The sequence below is a fragment of the Morganella sp. GD04133 genome, from assembly GCF_029835375.1.
Taxonomy (GTDB): Bacteria; Pseudomonadota; Gammaproteobacteria; order Enterobacterales; family Enterobacteriaceae; genus Morganella; species Morganella morganii_B.
Genome location: NZ_JAODZS010000020.1, coordinates 16361 through 33524, shown reverse-complemented (window position 1 = coordinate 33524; position 17164 = coordinate 16361). Strand labels below are relative to the sequence as shown.

The 17164-nt window shown below is 51.7% G+C and carries 13 protein-coding genes and 1 riboswitch; of the genes, 4 read left to right on the top strand and 9 right to left on the bottom strand.

Annotation, left to right across the window (positions count from 1 at the left end; translation table 11 throughout):
* Positions 1 to 2: 2 nt before the first annotated feature.
* From ptrA to N7387_RS11335, 6 genes are read right to left on the bottom strand one after another with little or no spacing between them, the layout of a single operon-like run.
* Positions 3 to 2885 (bottom strand): pitrilysin, encoded by a 2883-nt coding sequence (ptrA, locus tag N7387_RS11360; protein ID WP_279798999.1) that lies wholly within the window; start codon positions 2883 to 2885, stop codon positions 3 to 5.
* Complete coding sequence (recC, locus tag N7387_RS11355; protein WP_279798997.1) at positions 2878 to 6279, bottom strand: exodeoxyribonuclease V subunit gamma; 3402 nt, start codon at positions 6277 to 6279, stop codon at positions 2878 to 2880. Before recC ends, ptrA begins: the two co-directional genes overlap by 8 nt.
* A 10-nt stretch (positions 6280 to 6289) precedes the next feature.
* A complete protein-coding gene (locus N7387_RS11350; RefSeq protein WP_279798995.1) occupies positions 6290 to 6622 on the bottom strand; it encodes a prepilin-type N-terminal cleavage/methylation domain-containing protein in 333 nt (110 codons plus the stop codon).
* On the bottom strand, positions 6615 to 7055 hold the full coding sequence (locus N7387_RS11345; RefSeq protein ID WP_279798993.1) for a YgdB family protein: 441 nt from the start codon (positions 7053 to 7055) through the stop codon (positions 6615 to 6617). The genes N7387_RS11350 and N7387_RS11345 overlap by 8 nt, the downstream gene beginning before the upstream one ends.
* Positions 7056 to 7104: 49 nt before the next feature.
* Complete coding sequence (locus N7387_RS11340; RefSeq protein WP_279798991.1) at positions 7105 to 7692, bottom strand: prepilin peptidase-dependent protein; 588 nt, start codon at positions 7690 to 7692, stop codon at positions 7105 to 7107.
* On the bottom strand, positions 7686 to 8153 hold the full coding sequence (locus N7387_RS11335; protein WP_262882943.1) for a peptidase: 468 nt from the start codon (positions 8151 to 8153) through the stop codon (positions 7686 to 7688). Before N7387_RS11335 ends, N7387_RS11340 begins: the two co-directional genes overlap by 7 nt.
* A gap of 482 nt (positions 8154 to 8635) precedes the next feature.
* On the opposite strand from N7387_RS11335, the gene thyA reads away from it, so the two are divergent.
* A complete protein-coding gene (thyA, locus tag N7387_RS11330; protein ID WP_279798989.1) occupies positions 8636 to 9571 on the top strand; it encodes a thymidylate synthase in 936 nt (311 codons plus the stop codon).
* An 83-nt stretch (positions 9572 to 9654) separates the two neighbouring features.
* Here the strand turns inward: thyA and lgt are convergent, their stop codons facing one another.
* From lgt to rppH, 3 genes are all read right to left on the bottom strand, one after another.
* Positions 9655 to 10551, bottom strand: a complete 897-nt coding sequence (lgt, locus tag N7387_RS11325) for a prolipoprotein diacylglyceryl transferase (RefSeq protein ID WP_262858963.1) — start codon at positions 10549 to 10551, stop codon at positions 9655 to 9657.
* 109 nt (positions 10552 to 10660) lie between these two features.
* Entirely contained in the window at positions 10661 to 12907 is a 2247-nt protein-coding gene (gene ptsP / locus N7387_RS11320) for a phosphoenolpyruvate--protein phosphotransferase (protein ID WP_262858964.1), read from the bottom strand.
* Positions 12908 to 12916: 9 nt separating this feature from the next.
* Positions 12917 to 13450 (bottom strand): RNA pyrophosphohydrolase, encoded by a 534-nt coding sequence (rppH, locus tag N7387_RS11315; RefSeq protein ID WP_015422452.1) that lies wholly within the window; start codon positions 13448 to 13450, stop codon positions 12917 to 12919.
* 180 nt (positions 13451 to 13630) lie between these two features.
* A riboswitch (TPP riboswitch) is annotated at positions 13631 to 13739 on the top strand.
* Positions 13740 to 13832: 93 nt separating this feature from the next.
* Between rppH and thiB the strand changes: the two genes are divergently transcribed.
* The 3 genes from thiB to thiQ are packed head-to-tail and all read left to right on the top strand — an operon-like array spanning position 13833 to position 17100.
* On the top strand, positions 13833 to 14819 hold the full coding sequence (thiB, locus tag N7387_RS11310; protein ID WP_262872066.1) for a thiamine ABC transporter substrate binding subunit: 987 nt from the start codon (positions 13833 to 13835) through the stop codon (positions 14817 to 14819).
* Positions 14795 to 16405, top strand: coding sequence for a thiamine/thiamine pyrophosphate ABC transporter permease ThiP (thiP, locus tag N7387_RS11305; RefSeq protein WP_279798986.1), 1611 nt, complete (start codon positions 14795 to 14797; stop codon positions 16403 to 16405). The genes thiB and thiP overlap by 25 nt, the downstream gene beginning before the upstream one ends.
* Complete coding sequence (gene thiQ / locus N7387_RS11300) at positions 16402 to 17100, top strand: thiamine ABC transporter ATP-binding protein ThiQ (RefSeq protein ID WP_279798985.1); 699 nt, start codon at positions 16402 to 16404, stop codon at positions 17098 to 17100. The genes thiP and thiQ overlap by 4 nt, the downstream gene beginning before the upstream one ends.
* Positions 17101 to 17164 lie beyond the last annotated feature (64 nt).

Below are 17164 nucleotides of genomic sequence, written 5' to 3'. Positions count from 1 at the left end.
TCTTACCGTATTTCTTCTTTCACAGGTAACAGTGCCTGGAACGCCGTTACAGACGGATACGTCGTCCATCCGGCCGGTTTCGCGTAATCATCCGCTTTGCCGCCGGTGCCGGTTACCTGGGAGTAAAGCGCGAGTCCGTTTTTCGACATCACGGCGTTTTCATAGAAGGTCATCACATCCTGTTTGGTCATTTTTTTCACCGCCGCGATAGTCTGCTCACGGGTGTTGAAATCAAAATAATTATTTCTGAAATCAAATGAATAACGGGATGCTTCTTCCTCAAAGGTTTCCGGCGGCTGTGTCATTTCGGTCAGCAGTGCATTGCGGTATTTATCAAATTCCGCCTTATCCAGGCCTTTCAGACGTTTTTCCGCATTGATATAAAAATCATTAAAGCGTTGTGACAGATAAGCCGGATTCTTTTCATTGCTTTGCAGCAGGAAGCCGATCCCCCACTGGCGGCCGAAGTTCGGATTAAATGCAAACAGGGCATATCCCAGCTGTTCCTGTGTCCGCAGCTGATCATAGAACCACGGATGCAGAATTTTCGACAGCACTGACGAGAATGCCGCGCCTTCCGTCCGTGAATACCCGGTCGGGATAAAGATATTGGCCAGCGCGTTGTCGGTGCTGTTGGCTTTTTCGTCAAAGTTTGGTTTCAGGGCTTTATCAATCACATAATAATCCCCTACCCACCATTCCGTGCCCTGTGAACCGAGCTGTGCCTGAGCTTTCGACGCAATCTGCTCTGCCTGCGGTGCTGTCAGATTACCGAACACAAACATCTGGAGAGCCCCTTCACGGATAAGACGGTCACGGTACTGCGTGATGTCACTTTCAGTAATGGTATCCAGTGCTGCGAGACGGTCTTTATCTTCAAAATAAGGCACTGATTTCAGACGGCTGAACGGACGCATTGCCATTTCATAGGCTTTGCCGTTATCCGATACCGCAACCTGCTCACGATACCAGGATTTCGCCTGTGCCAGCTCAGATGCTGCCGGGGTGAAGGACTGATATTCCGTCACGGCCGTGGTCAGCAGTTCCGGCAGATGCTGGGAATAGCCACTGACGCTGATATTCAGGCCATCATCATCACTGATATTAATCCCCATGCCTGCCACACTGGCCTGATAACTGAGCTGGTTCAGTTTCAGTTCACTGACATAACTGAGCAGCGCACTGGTAACAACATCTTTGGCTGTTCTGCCGGTATTGCGGTTACGCAGCTCCAGCGCAATAATCGCTTTCGGCTCATCCGCAAAATAGCGGCTCGGCATGTAGAACAGGCGCAGCTTTTCAGTGTCTGTCAGTTGTACCGGTTTTTGCTGTTCCTGCTGTTTGATCAGATCAAAATTATCCGGAATAAACGGGTTCAGTGCAGGCAGAGAGAAATGGAAATCACCTTCAGATTTACGCCATTTATCCAGCTGAGCTGCTGTCACTGCATCCACCTGATAAGGCGCATCAACGAAATAGGCTTTTTTATTGCTTGGTTCCTGCGGGCTGGTATACCAGATACGGGCTTTTTCCGGTGTTAAATCCGCAAGACGGGCTTTGATGGCGGCAGGATCCCAGTCATCAGCCAGATAACCGACATTCAGGACATTTTTTACCGGATAGTCCATCATCGTATTTGCCAGTGATTCAACATAATTCATATCACGGACAACCGAGTTGTAACGGAACGCCAGCATATTCACACGGGCAATTTCATCGAAATAGTCTTTGTTAATCCCTTTTTCTTTAATCAGATTCAGGTACGCAAAAACAGCGGAGGTAATTTCATCGCGCTTCGCCATCCCCTCATCCGTCAGTGAGACAGAGATAATAAACACGCCCTGATTACGTGCCAGGGTTGAGGATGCCGATGCACTGACATTCTCCGCCAGCCCGTTTGAGATCAGCCAGTTCGCCAGAGTACCTTCACTGCGGCTGCCCAGCAGATACGCAATATAAGTATCTGTCTGCTTGCGGAAATCTTTACTGTTGTTGTCGATGACAAACTCAAAATCCAGCGATTTCTGCGGCTGGGCAGGAACATAGTGAATAATTTTCTGCTGCTCGGCTGCGGTGATCAGCGGAACGGTAATCTGCGGAACAGCCGCATGGCGATCCGGAATCGTACCGAACGTCTCATTAGCCAGTTTTGCCAGTTCTTCTGCGGACTCCGGCCCGTAGATCACGGCTTTCATCAGATTGGATGAATAATAGGTATTATAAAACTTCAGCAGCTCTTCATGCAGGATGCTGCCGGGCTTATCTCTCAGGGTTTCCAGGTTACCACCGGAGAAACGGGAGATCGGGTGTGCCGGGTTCCAGGTTTCCGCCCGTACCTGATACATACGGTGCCCGTCACGGGAACGTGCCATGGTCAGCTCGGCGTTAACCGCATTACGTTCTTTATCCGCATTTACCGGGTCCAGCAGCGGTTCTGCCAGGGCATCCGCCAGCCGCTCGGTTGCCCCTTTCAGTGCATTGTTTTCAACTTCAAAATAGAAGTCTGTGTAGTTGGAGCCGGTACTGGCATTATGGCTGCCGCCGTGCTTCGCCAGATAATCACTGAAGTTACCGGGTTCAGGGAAACGTTTTGATCCCATCAGCACCATATGTTCCAGATAGTGCGCAAGACCCGCCTGGCTCTGCGGCTCATCCATACTGCCGATAGCCAGACTGACCGCCGCCGCTGATTTGCGGGCGGTTTTATCGGAAATCAGCAGAACCGTCATATTATTTTTCAGGGTGATTGCCTGATACTGACGCGGATCGTTGGCGCTTTTCTCAATCTCCCCGGGCAGAACCTGCCAGTTGCTCTGAGCAAGTGCATTGGCACCGGTAAAAAAGAAAAGCAGCGTAAAAATAAACGGCACTAGTTGTTTAGGCATCAGCCTCATTCTCCCTGTTCTTCTGATGTTGAAACATCGGCAAAAAGAGTTGTTGTGAAAATTGCTTTATCGCATCCATAAGTGCTTCATCAAAATGGCGGAATGCACGGACGACATAATCGTCCTCCGCCTCACCGGTAAACTGATATCCCCCCTGCAGTGTCTGCAGAAGCAGTAACCCGGCTTTATGTTGGAGTGCATCATCATCAGAGAGTTCACCGGTGTTCTCATCAGCCAGCGTGGTCAGCCATGCCCAGCCGCTTTTGATAAAGACGGGCAGCGGCTCATTCAGACCGCGGACAAACACATCCAGCAGCGGACGCAGATAGCCCTGCGCCTGCTCCGCCGTCAGCGGCTCAAAGATCCACACCGTATCACTGCGTCCGTACATCCGGCTGTACTGCTGCCGTCCGCTCAGGCTGTATGTCAGATGTTCAATCCACAAACGCAGCCCGTCAGCGGCGGTAAGTGCCGCCGGACGCCAGCGGAGCAGCCCGTTATCCTGAACACCGGTCAGTTGCCCGCTGTAAGTATACGGCCCGATAACATAGTGAAACGACTCAATATCCGATTCTGTCCGTGCATTGCGGATTTTCTCCGCCAGAACATCCATTTCCTGTAATTGTTCTTCCCAGTAAACCTGTGCGAACGCGCCGGCCGGCAGTTCTCCCGCCGCCTTCAGCATACGGAAGACCCGTTCTTCCGGTTCGCCGTCCACCAGCGCATCCAGCAGCCGGGTGTTAAACCCGTAACGCTGCAAATTATCAACACTGAACGGTTCTTCTTCCGGCAGTGCCACATCCTCAATATCAAAATGCACATTCAGGCGCTGCTGAAAAAACGCTCTGACCGGATGGCGGTAAAACCGCAGCAGCTGCTCAACGGTTATGTCTGTTATATCTTCTGACGGAACCGGGACATTAAACGCCCCCTGTGCTTCACCCTGCCGTAATGCTGCCGGCAGCCACTGCGGCGAAAAACTCTGAAATTCTGCGCCCTCCCGGTAGTTATCCGCTGCAAACGGAACACGGGAATGCCGGACAATCAGATGATTTTCCAGCGATTCCCGGCTGGTATCCAGGTCAGCAAACCGATCTTTTTCCAGACAGAAACTGAGACAGACATATTCCAGCAATTCACTGACCAGCACTGACGGGTTCCGTTCTTCATTGTCACGGATAGATCGGCCGATATAACTGATATATAAATATTCTTTTGCTGACCCCAGCGCCTCCAGGAAAAGATAGCGGTCATCATCCCGGCGTTTGCGGTCACCCCGGCGGCTTTTTTCCGCCATCAGATCAAACCCCAGCGGCGGAATTGTTCTCGGGTACACACCGTCATTCATCCCCAGCAGACAAATAACCTTAAACGGTACAGAGCGCATCGGCATCAGCGTGCAAAAGTTTACCGCCCCGGATAAAAAGCGCTGGCTGATTTTCTCGTCATCCAGCCGCAGAGAGAGTTCATCACGGATCAGCGGGAGCGGAATATCCCCGTCATAACAGGCTTTCACCCCCTGATCCAGTACCTGCTGCCACTGCTGAAGCACCATACTGAGCACCGGTTCGGTATCCGGTGTCGTCATGAAAAAGGCAGACAACAGCTCAGATCCGGTTTCACGCCATTGTGCCGGTGTCCGCGGCTCGCTCAGTATTTTCTGCCACTTCCGCAGAGTATCGATAAAGGCAGCCAGCTGCCCGACCCGGTCCGCTGACATCCCGGAAACTTCGTCATATGGCAGAATCCCGCGCCAGGTACCTTCCTCCTCTGCCATGGCATAGCCCAGCAGCATGCGATCCAGCCCGAATTTCCAGGTGTTCTGACCAAAAACCGGCAGCGAGAAAGACTCAATGTTATGATCATCCAGCCCCCAGCGGACACCGGCTCCGCTGACCCAGCGGCGCAAAAGCGGCAGATCACTCTCATCAAGCCCGAACTGCTGCGCCACCGCCGGGACTTCCAGCAGGCTGAGCACATGTTCTGAAGTGAAACGGCTCTGCGGTAATTCCAGCAGTGTCAGCACGGCCTGTAATACGGGGTGAGCCTGGCGGGCTTTGCGGTCTGAAATCGCAAACGGCAGATAGCGGTTTTCGTTCCCCTGCCCGAAAACCGCCTGAATATAAGGAGAGTAGCTGTCGATATCCGCCACCATCACAATAATATCGCGGGGAGTCAGTGACGGATCATTTTCCAGCAGGTTCAGTAAATAGTCCTGCAAAATCTCCACTTCCCGCTGCGGGCTGTGACAGGAATGAAAGGTCAGGGAACCGTCATTATCCGCAATAATCCGCCGCCCTTCACTGGTGGAAAACTCCTCTTTGTTTTTCCCCACCACACTGCCGTCCTCCAGATTAAGAATATCCTGCTGAACAGCGGACAGCAGTGTATCTGCCGGGCGATCGACAAACGCTTTAATGGCATGGATTTCTTCAATATCTTCCAGAAAAAACAGGTTATCCCGGCCGGGACGTCCCCATGACGCCAGCAGCGGGTTACCGGTATTCTGTTCCCCGTCAGCGTCAAAATCGAACAGTGCAGGCGCATCCTCATCCGATTTAAACCAGCTGACGGCTTTTTTATCCCAATAGCTTTGCGGCTTGCGCGCCAGCATACGCCGCAGTGCAGCCGGGCTCTGTAAATCGCCCCAGTAATACTGGCAGGGATTAGTAAACATCAGATGGATATGAGTATGCTGCCCGAGCGCCCGCAAAGCCTGCAGATAGACCGGCGGTAATGCAGAGATACCACAGATAAACAGGCGGGGCGGCAGATTGGCAACCACCGCCGGGTTACCTTCATTGAGTACGTCAATAAAGCGCTGGTAAAGATTGGCACGGTGCCATTCCGGCTGCCCCAGGCTGCGGGTCAGTGTCTGTAAATCCCGCCACAGGCATTTCTGCCAGGACTGGTTCTGACTCAGCCCGTCAACCAGTTCATTACTTTCCCACGCCGTCAGCCAGTCCGGCCGGTAGACAAGATACTGGTCAAATAAATCCGCAATACGACCTGACAGCTGATGCAGTTTGCGCTTATCCCCGTCATCATCAAGATAATGGCGCAGCGGAGCAAAATCCGGATCATCAAGACGCTGCGGCAGCAGTGACATCAGCTTCCAGGTCATGGCCCCTTTACTGAAAGCGCTCTCCTTCGGAATACCCGGCAGCACACGGGTAAACATATCCCAGATAAATGTGGCGGGCAGCGGAAATGTAATATTCGCGGCAATGCCCAGTTTTTCCGCCAGGCTGATTTGCAGCCACTGCGACATCCCGGGGCTTTGCACCAGTACGGTTTCCGGACAGAAAGGATCATTAATTTTATCGTTATCAATAATATGGCAAATTAAATCTTTCAGCAGATCCAAATCATTGGAGTGATAAACTGTAAACATTGTACTGTCCTTACATACATTGCCATCTGCCGGCGGTTAACCGGCGCTCTCCCGGAGAGACCAGCCTGATAGTAACGGAAATACAGCCCGGTGACACATTTTCCTGATAACTTTCCCATTTCTGCCGGGGAGATAAATGTGTCTGCATCATCTGCCGTAATATCCCGGGGTCCGACGTAAAACGCATCATCTGATGCAGATGACGCACCGTACTGACATCCGCATACTGCCGCTGTTTTCCGCTGTGCAGGAGTTGATAATAGCGTAATAATCCGGTAACCAGAATTGCAAAGATCAAGGTACAGATCATCACTTCCGGTAACGACATTCCGCGTTCATTCATTGTATTCTCCCGTTTCAGTATGCCGGTTGCAGCCGGGCTTTAAATCCGGCGGGCAAAAATCACTCCATCCCTGCGGAATTGCGGTCAAAATCATGTTGTTTCCTTCTTCCCGGGCGCTGACCAGCTGATAATGCGTGATATTTTGTTCAAACCAGGGAGAAAACATGCTGCCCTGTAATAACAGCTTGTTGGCCCTCAGCCGCCGCAAACAACTCTTCAGTGCCGGGTCCGGCGCTGCCCGGCAGTAAAACGGTGTTTCGTTCAGTGCTTTCCGGGACCACGCTTGTGTAAGCCCCCATTCCAGCGCAGAAGCCGCGCCGGCATCTGCGCGGTAAAATTCCGTTTCATCCTGACCGTTACGCCACTCCGTCTGATAAAAACGATGCAAAACAGACAACATCATCAGTGAGATCCCCAGCAACAGCATAATCATCAGTAACAGAGCACTTCCCGCTGAACGGCTATTTTTCTTCCTGCCAGTGCTACAGGTGGTAATTAGGCATAACAATCAGGCTTTCTCCGGTTCGCTGTATTAAGGGCATGTCCCGCCCGGTGAGTGTCAGAGTCAGTTTCAGGCCATTTTTTCCGTATAGTTTTACCGGCGTGACCAGAAACCGGGAAACATTCACATAGCGGTTATCCGTCACCTTTTGCCAGCCGGTATCCCGGCAGCTGCGGGCATCGCGCGTCCATTCCAGTGCCTGACTATTCAGGCGGTAGCCAAAATGCTCCCCGGTTTTGCGGACATTCCGCTCCCAGCGGCCATTGTGATTAAGATCATAAGCAACAATGATACAACTGCCGTTTGCCTCTCCGGGCCGGGCGGCAATATCCAGCGGATTTCCCTGACAATGCCCCCGGCAGAATGCCGTCCGCCGGAGATCTTTTTCCAGCCGCAAAAGGGTTTCCCGCATAATGGTATCCAGCTTATATTGCCGGTATGTATTCAGCACATCCTGCCCCAGTGCCGGAAAAAAACGGGTTACCGTGACCAGAAGCATTGCACTGACCGCCATGCTCACCAGCATTTCAAATAGCAATGACCCCTTTTCCCGCCTCTTATTCAGCATGACGGTACGCCGGATATCGTTCCCGGTGTACACAACCGTATACGTCCGGGGGCTGAGATAATCAGTTTTATCTGTCCCTGTGTGTTTTCCAGTAAAAAGCTGGCAGCAGAGGCGGTATGCCGGGTTCCCCAGAACAGCACCGTGTCTGTCGTGCCGGAAACAATCCGGACTCCCGCCATCGGTGTGAATACTTCCGGGCCATCATCACACGGTGCTGATGATGCCTGATGACAGGCCCGGCTTTTCTCACCAAACGTAACGGCTATTTTACGTGTTTCATTCAGATAGGTTGCTTTCAGTTTATGACTGCAGAGATATTGCTGAAACAACGCCGCCGTTTCTGTCAGGTACCGCCGTTCTCTGTAGCTTTCCCATGAAATATGAATAAATGAAAAAGGTAATGCCATAATAAATAAAACAACAATGACTTCCATCAGCGATATCCCCCGCTCTGTCTGCATGTGATCACCCGTTTCTGTTTCCTGTGGAAAAAATAACGTGTTTGCCACTCCCGGAAAGACAAAACCGGAAAAAATGCGACGCAACAGGAAAAATTTTCTGCGGGATACGGCAAATACACATTTTGTTTCGTGCCGGGCGGAAAAAAACCACCTGCCGGAAAAAAAAGTGTGGAGTGAATAAAATGAAGAGACTAAAAAGAACAGACATCACCGCTCTTTAACAATCCGGAAATTAACTGATATAAAAACCGGCCACCGGTACTGTATTAAACTCTCAGTACCGGTGTGCCGGATACTATCAGCCAGAAAATAAAATCAACCACTGATACTATTTTATAAAATAATAAAAACACATTCTTAATCATCAATTTCATTAATAAATTTAATTTTAATAAAAATAAAATCAATATTATTTTGTATGAAGTAAATGAAAATAATGTTATAATATTAAGACCATATACTGCGTCAACAGGAAAACAAAAGTGGAACAATATTTAGACATTGCAAAGCGCATTCTGGAGGAAGGGAAATGGATTGAGAATAAACGGACAGGTAAAAGATGCCTGACAATTATTAATGCCGATTTCACTTACCATGTTGACAAAAATGAGTTCCCGCTGGTGACCACCCGCAAAGCATTCTGGAAAGCGGCAATTGCGGAAATGCTGGGTTACTTACGCGGATATGACAGCGCCGCTCAGTTCAGAGCCATCGGCTGTAATACCTGGAACGCTAACGCCAATGAAAATACCGACTGGCTGGCAAACCCGAACCGCAAAGGTGAGGATGATATGGGCCGCGTTTATGGTGTTCAGGGACGGCAACTGAAAGTATCACCGACAGAAGCACAGTATGATTTATTATTATCATTAAGTGACTCCGGAGATAAAGAGGGTGTTCACGCACTGATTACTGAACTGCGGAAAAATACATTCGACCAACTCCGTAAAGTCTATAATAATTTAAAAAAAGGCATTGATGACCGCGGTGAAATAATTTCATTCTGGAATCCGGGTGAATTTGATCAGGGCTGCCTGAGACCTTGCATGTTTATGCATCATTTTTCTGTTCTTGATGGCACATTATATTTAAACAGTTATCAGCGCAGTTGTGATTATGCGCTTGGTTATGTTTTCAATGCGCCGCAATGCTATTTCCTGCTGGCTATTATGGCTCAGATAACCGGACTGAAATGTGGTAAGGTTTATCACAAAGTGGTTAACCTTCATTTATATGAAGACCAGCTGGAATTAATGCGTGATGTCCAGATTACACGTAAACCATTTGCATCACCAAAACTGCATATTAACCCTGAGATTAAAACGCTGGATGATTTAATGACATGGGTAACCACTGATGACTTCACGGTGACAGATTACCAGCACCACGATCCGATAAAATATCCGTTCTCTGTCTGAGAAACCATTAAACAGCTGCGCATAAAAAAACTGCATCGGTTACGATGCAGTTTTTTATTACTCACTAAACGCTAAAACCGGATCTATTCCGGCGCATTCTGTTTTCCGGTATCACTCTGCTTTTTATTACCCGGACATTTGTAGGCCCATACCATCATCAGCACACCCACAATAATCATCGGTACAGACAGAATCTGCCCCATACTGATCCCGCCGAATAAACCAAGCTGTGCATCCGGCTGGCGGAAAAACTCCACAATGATACGGAACAGGCCGTAGCCAATCAGGAACAGGCCTGACACGCTGCCCATCGGACGGGATTTGCGGACAAACACATTCAGAATGATAAAGAGGACGATCCCTTCAAGCAGCATTTCATACAGCTGTGATGGGTGACGCGGCAGAACGCCGTATTGTTCAAGCACCGGCATCAAAGACGGATCAGCAGCGGCCAGTTTCACGTCTTCACTGTAAGACGTCGGGAACAGAATGGCCCACGGCGTATCGAGTGTCACACGTCCCCACAGCTCGCCGTTAATAAAGTTACCGATGCGCCCCATGCCGAGACCAAACGGAATCAATGGTGCCACGAAATCAGCAACCTGCAGGAAATGACGCTTCGTGCGGCGGGCAAACCACCACATAGCAATAATAACGCCCATCAGTCCGCCGTGGAATGACATACCGCCATCCCAGACTTTGAACAGATACAGCGGGTTTTCCGCAAACAGCGGGAAGTTATAAAACAGCACATAGCCGATACGACCGCCCAGGAAAACCCCCACAAATCCGGCATATAACAGTGTTTCAACTTCACTGCGTTTCCAGCCGCTGCCGGGTTTGTCTGCACGCCGGTTGGCCAGCCACATGGCAAACACAAACCCGACAAGATACATCAGCCCGTACCAGCGTAACGCCACCGGCCCCACAGAAAAAATAACAGGATCAAAATCCGGAAATGCCAGATAAGTGTTACTCATCGTACCTCACACTGTGTGTTGTATCCGGCTGCGGTTACAGCTCTGCCTGCCGCAGACCGGGATAGATGACGGTAAGGACAGAAACACCTTATGCCCCGGGATGTGCCGGTTAAGCACTGCCCCGGATAAGCTGTCCCAGTCCCTTGCTCTCAATAAACAGCTCCGCTTTTTCACGGATCTCAGCCGCTGTCTGTGCATCCAGCAATGATGCCAGCAGCGGCTCCAGCGCTCCGGCATCCAGATGCCGCAGCAGATACTTAATACGCGGGATACTCCGCCCGTTCATACTCAGCTGACGGTATCCTAAACCAATCAGTATCATTGCACCTAACGGATTCGCCGCCATTTCCCCGCAGACCGAGACCGGGATCCCCAGCCGGGTGGTTTCCGTCCGGACAAAATTCAGCATACGCAGGACCGCCGGATGAAGTGAGTCATATAATGGTGCAACATGCGTATTATTCCGGTCAACCGCCAGCAGATACTGAGTTAAATCATTCGTACCGACAGAAATAAAATCAATATAGTGTTTCAGTTCCGGCAGCATAAACAACAATGACGGTACTTCCAGCATCACCCCCACCGGCGGACGTTCCACCCGCTCCCCGGTCAGTGCTGAAACCTCCTCACAGGCGCGGTCAAGCAGACGGATAGCCTCTTCAACCTCTGCGAGCCCGGAAATCATCGGGAATAATATCTTCAGATTATTCAGCCCGATATTAGCCCGCAGCATGGCCCGCAGCTGGATAAGAAAAATCTCCGGCTGATCCAGCATCACGCGGATACCGCGCCAGCCCAGACACGGGTTTTCCTCGCTGATAGGCATATACGGCAGTTGCTTATCAGCGCCGATATCCAGTGTCCGCAGTACCACCGGTTTCCCGGCAAAGAGTTGCAGCATATCCTGATAACGGACTTTCTGCTCTTCTTCTGACGGAAAACCATTGTGTACAAGAAACGGTATTTCCGTACGGTACAGACCAATCCCGTCAATACTTTTGACGATTTTCTGCTCATATTTCAGACTGAGCCCGGCATTCAGCTGAACAGAAACCCGTTCGCCGCTTTTCAGTGCAGCGGAGCGGCTGAGTTCATCCTCCGCCAGCTGACTGATAGCCTGCTCCTGCTCAATAATCTGGCTGAATTCCTGTGCTATCAGCGGTTCCGGTTCGATATACACCACGCCCCGGTAGCCGTCGAGGATAAGCAGGCGGTTATGTAACAGCTCCGGCTGGATATCTGCGCCCATGATAACCGGGATACCCATCGCTCTGACCAGAATGGCGGAATGGGAATGTGTTGCCCCGTCACGCACTACCACACCGGCAAGCTGTTCCTGCGGCAGTTCCGCCAGCAGGCTGGCACTCAGTTCATCAGCCACCAGCACAAAGCGCTCCGGCCACTGGTTGCTGCCGGTAAAATTATCATCAAGATGGAATAACAGCCGCTGCCCGAGTGCCCGCAAATCCGTGGCCCGCTCCCGCATATAGCTGTCCTGAAGCCCGGCAAACCGGCCCGCAAATTGCTCAATGACCGTTTTGACAGCCCATTCAGCCACAAAACCCTGCTCCACAATACTGTACAACCCCTTTTTCAGTTGCAGGTCGTTCAGCAGATGGGAGTAAAGATCGAAAATAGCGGCACTTTCTTTTTGTGAAGCAGCATTAAAACGCTTGCTGATGCGGCGGCACTCTGCCGTGGCATCCTCCAGCGCTTTATTCAGGCGGGCACGCTCCTGCACGCGATCCAGTGCCGAGGCTTCGGAAACATTCTCAAGCACCGGCTGTGAACGGTCTTCCCAGCCGTAGGCCATCACAATCCCGGAAGAGACCGGAATAGCCTGAATACGGGTCTGGCGGAACTGCCCGAACAACCCTTTGGTTTGTGCCTGCGCCAGCAGCACCGCCAGCTGCATTGCCAGAGTGACAATAAAAGATTCTTCCGTTTCACTGAACAGACGTTTTTCTCTCTGCTGAACCACCAGCACACCCAGTAACTGACGGCGGTAAACCACCGGCGCACCGAGAAACGCACGCAGGTTGTCTTCTTTAACCTGAGGAAGATATTTAAAACCGGGGTGTTCGCGGACATCCGCGATATTGATAAGCTCAGCGCGGCGGCCGACATGGCCGACCACACCTTCGCCGAAAGCAAGGCTGACAGCACGGCCGCGGGGCTTTTTCAGCCCCTGCGTTGCCATCAGATAAAAACAGTGATGCTGGTTATCTGCCAGGTAGATGGAACAGACATCAGTTCCCATCGCCTGACAGGTTTCTTTAACCAGAAGCTCCAGCGCTTCCGCGAGATCAGCGGCAGCAGCCACTTTTTCAATCACTTCACGTAAACGCGTCAGCATCCGTTCCCCCTAATTCTGGCGCCGGCGACGATAGGGAAACGGTGCCCGCACAGCCGTCGCTTCGCTGTTGGCGGGCATCACAACGGAAGAAAACTCTTTCATGACGCGGCGGTACACATCACGTTTGAAAGAGACCACCTGACGAACAGGATACCAGTAGGTAACCCAGCGCCAGCCGTCAAATTCCGGCGACTTGCTGCGGGTCACATTGACCTCTTTGTCTTCGCAGAGCAGCTGAAGTAAAAACCAGCGCTGCTTCTGACCGATACAAACCGGTTTGGTATCCCAACGCACCAAACGTTTGGGTAATTTGTAGCGCAGCCAGTTGCGGGTAACCGCCAGGATACGCACATCTTTACGCGTTAAACCAACTTCCTCATACAACTCACGGTACATGGCCTGTTCCGGTGATTCGCCGGGATTGATACCTCCCTGAGGAAACTGCCACGAGTGCTGTCCGTAGCGGCGGGCCCATAAAACCTGGCCTTCCTTATTACAAATTACAATCCCGACATTCGGGCGGTAGCCATCATCATCAATCACTCGACTACCTCAGAAAAAAACTGAAAGATAGCCAATTGTTTCACACTCCCATCATGGGGTAAACCTCTGCACTCAAAATCCTTCAGCCCGCCGCATTTCCGGCTCTGAGGGATAAAAAGCAACAGGCTGTTTCAGCCGTTCCGGACAGTGGCAAATTCCCGGGAAAAACACTACACTGTTCCTCTCTCAACGGGGTGCAGCGACGGCTTTCCGGCCGGTGCTGCTGAGATAACACCCGAGGAACCTGATCCGGTTAATACCGGCGTAGGGATTTGAGCCGCCACTGCTGACAGCACAGCCTGTCGCCATCATGCTGCACTCAGATCCTTTGCCAATCCTTCCCTTACAGGAGCGCAAAGTGTTACAGAAACTGACCAGAAATATTATTGCAGGCGGCCTTGCTGCACTGTTCTCTTTCCAGGCCGCTGCAGATAACAGCAAGCCGGTTCTGACTGTCTATACCTATGACTCATTTGTTGCCGAGTGGGGACCGGGGCCGGAAATTAAGAAAAACTTTGAAGCGCAATGCAATTGCGAGCTGAAACTCGTCGGGCTGAGTGACGGCGTGACGCTGCTGAACCGTCTGCGGATGGAAGGCAAAAAATCACAGGCCGATATCATCTTAGGTCTGGATAACAACCTGATGCAGGCGGCGCTGGATACCGGGTTGTTTAAAGAAAGCAATGTTGATCAGTCAAAACTGGTGCTGCCGGTCAAATGGGAAAGCAACACCTTTATTCCTTATGATTACGGCTGGTTTGCCTTTATCTACAACAAAGACACTCTGCCGAATCCGCCGAAAAGCATGAAAGAACTGCTTAACAGTGATCAGAAGCTGACCATTATTTATCAGGATCCGCGCACCAGCACACCGGGACTGGGATTACTGCTGTGGATGGAAAAACTCTACGGGGATGATGTGGCGGCACAGTGGGCCAAAATGGCGAAAAAAACCCTGACGGTCACCAAAGGCTGGAGCGAATCTTACGGCCTGTTCCTGAAAGGTGAAGCTGATCTGGTACTGAGTTACACCTCGTCGCCGGGTTATCACATGCTGGCGGATAACAAAGATAACTATGCTGCCGCACTATTTGAGGAAGGGCATTACCTTCAGGTAGAAATGGCGGGTGTGCTGGCTGCGTCAAAACACCCTGCACTGGCGGAACAGTTTATGCAGTTTATGCTGACTCCGGATTTCCAGAAAACGCTGCCGACCACCAACTGGATGTATCCTGTGATTGATATGCCGCTGCCGCCGGTTTACGACAACATGCCGAAACCAGTCAAAACGCTGGAATTTGATGCAAAAGAAGTGGCGAAAGAGCGCAATCAGTGGATACAGATATGGCAAAACGCAGTCAGCCGTTAATTGCCGCATACCTGATACCGGGCGCACTCGCGTCCGGTCTTCTGCTGGTTGTTGCTGTCAGTGCCTTCGGGGCGCTGTGGTTTAACACACCGGATACAGACTGGCAGCAGATATGGGATGATAACTACCTGTGGCATGTCGTCCGCTTTACCTTCTGGCAAGCTTTCTTATCTGCCCTGTTCTCCGTTATTCCGGCTGTTTTTCTGGCGCGGGCACTCTGGCGGCGGCGTTTCCCGGGGCGGACCGTCTTTCTGCGGTTGTGCGCAATGACCCTGGTACTGCCCGTGCTGGTGGCGGTATTCGGTATTTTATCTGTCTATGGCCGTAACGGCTGGCTGGCACATATTTCCGGTTTTCTGGGTCTGGACTATTCTTTCTCCCCGTATGGGTTACAGGGCATTCTGCTGGCGCACATCTTCTTTAATATGCCGCTCGCCACCCGGATGCTGTATCAGCAACTCGATAATATTGCCACGGAGCAGAGACAACTCGCCGCCCAGCTCAATATGAATGAATGGCAGCATTTCCGGATTGTCGAATGGCCCTATCTGCGCCGTCAGCTGCTGCCGACCGCCGCGCTGATTTTTATGCTCTGCTTTGCCAGTTTTGCCACGGTGCTGGCGCTTGGCGGCGGCCCGGCTGCAACCACTATTGAACTGGCGATTTATCAGGCACTGAATTATGACTTTGATATCGGGCGTGCTGCACTGCTGGCGCTGATCCAGCTGGTGTGCTGCATCGGGCTGGTACTGCTCAGTCAGCACCTGTCTGGTCATTTTTCTGTCGGCTTTACCCAGTCACTGCAATGGCGCAATCCGCAGGACACGCTGCCGCGCAAATTATCTGACGGCCTGATCATCCTCTGCGCCCTGCTGTTTCTGCTGCCGCCGTTTTTTGCCATTATCGCTGACGGCCTGAATCCGGGATTACTGCCGGTATTGCAGCAACCGGCGTTGTGGCGGGCATTTTTCACCTCACTCGGTATTGCGCTGGCTTCCGGTTTTATCTGTGTGCTGCTGACCATGATGCTGTTATGGAGCAGCCGTGAACTGCGTCTGCGGCAGGCAGTCAGAGCCGGACAGGCCATGGAGCTTTCCGGGCTGGTGATCCTGGCCATGCCCGGGATTGTGCTGGCTACCGGGTTTTTCCTGCTGCTCAACAGCACGACCGGCACCACTGATTTGGGGGCGATCCCATACGGGCTGGTGATCCTGACCAACGCGCTGATGGCAGTCCCGTATGCCCTGAAAGTGCTGGATAACCCGATGCGTGACCTGGCTGAACGCTATAACCCGCTTTGTCTCTCGCTGAATATCAGCGGATTCAACCGGCTGAAACTGATTGAGCTGAAGGCTCTCCGTAACCCGCTGGCACAGGCAATGGCATTTGCCAGTGTGCTGTCGGTCGGGGATTTTGGTGTGATAGCCCTGTTCGGCAATGAAGATTTCCGCACACTGCCATTCTATCTTTATCAGCAGATCGGCGCTTACCGTAATTCGGATGCCGCGGTCACTGCACTGCTCCTGTTTTTACTCTGTTTCGGCCTGTTTACCATTCTGGAACGCCTGCCGGGGAAACGACCATGATTTGTTTTGATCATATTCATTACCGTTATCAGCAACAGACAATGAATTTTGGCTTTTCGGTTACCGCCGGAGAGAAAATTGCCATTCTCGGCCCGAGCGGTGCGGGTAAAAGTACCCTGCTGTCACTGATCGCGGGATTTCAGTTTGCCGAAAGCGGCACTATCCTGCTCAATGGCGAGGATCACACCCGCACACCGCCCGCTTCACGCCCGGTATCCATGCTGTTTCAGGAAAATAATCTCTTTGCGCACCTGACGGCAGAGCAGAATATCGCCCTCGGTTTTCATCCCGGCATGAAACTGAATGCAGAGCAGAAAGTACAACTGGCACAGATTGCTGAACAGGTTTCGCTGACACCACTGCTGAAACGTCTGCCGTCACAGCTTTCCGGCGGTCAGCGTCAGCGGGTGGCACTGGCACGGTGTCTGGTACGTTCCCAGCCGGTTTTGCTGCTGGATGAACCCTTCTCCGCCCTGGACCCGGCACTGCGCAATGAAATGCTGGCGCTGCTGGAAACCATCTGTGATTCACGGCAACTGACCCTGATGATGGTCTCCCACAATACCGATGACGCGGCCAGAATCGCGCCCCGCGCGATGGTGGTGGATAACGGCACCATTGCCTTTGACGGCAGCACCGCCGCCCTGGTCAGCGGTGAGGTTCCCCAGGCACGGATCCTCGGTATCAGTCGGTAAACCGCACCTTAAATACTGTATATATCCACACCACTCTGCTATAGTTATTTTTTCATCAGCAGAA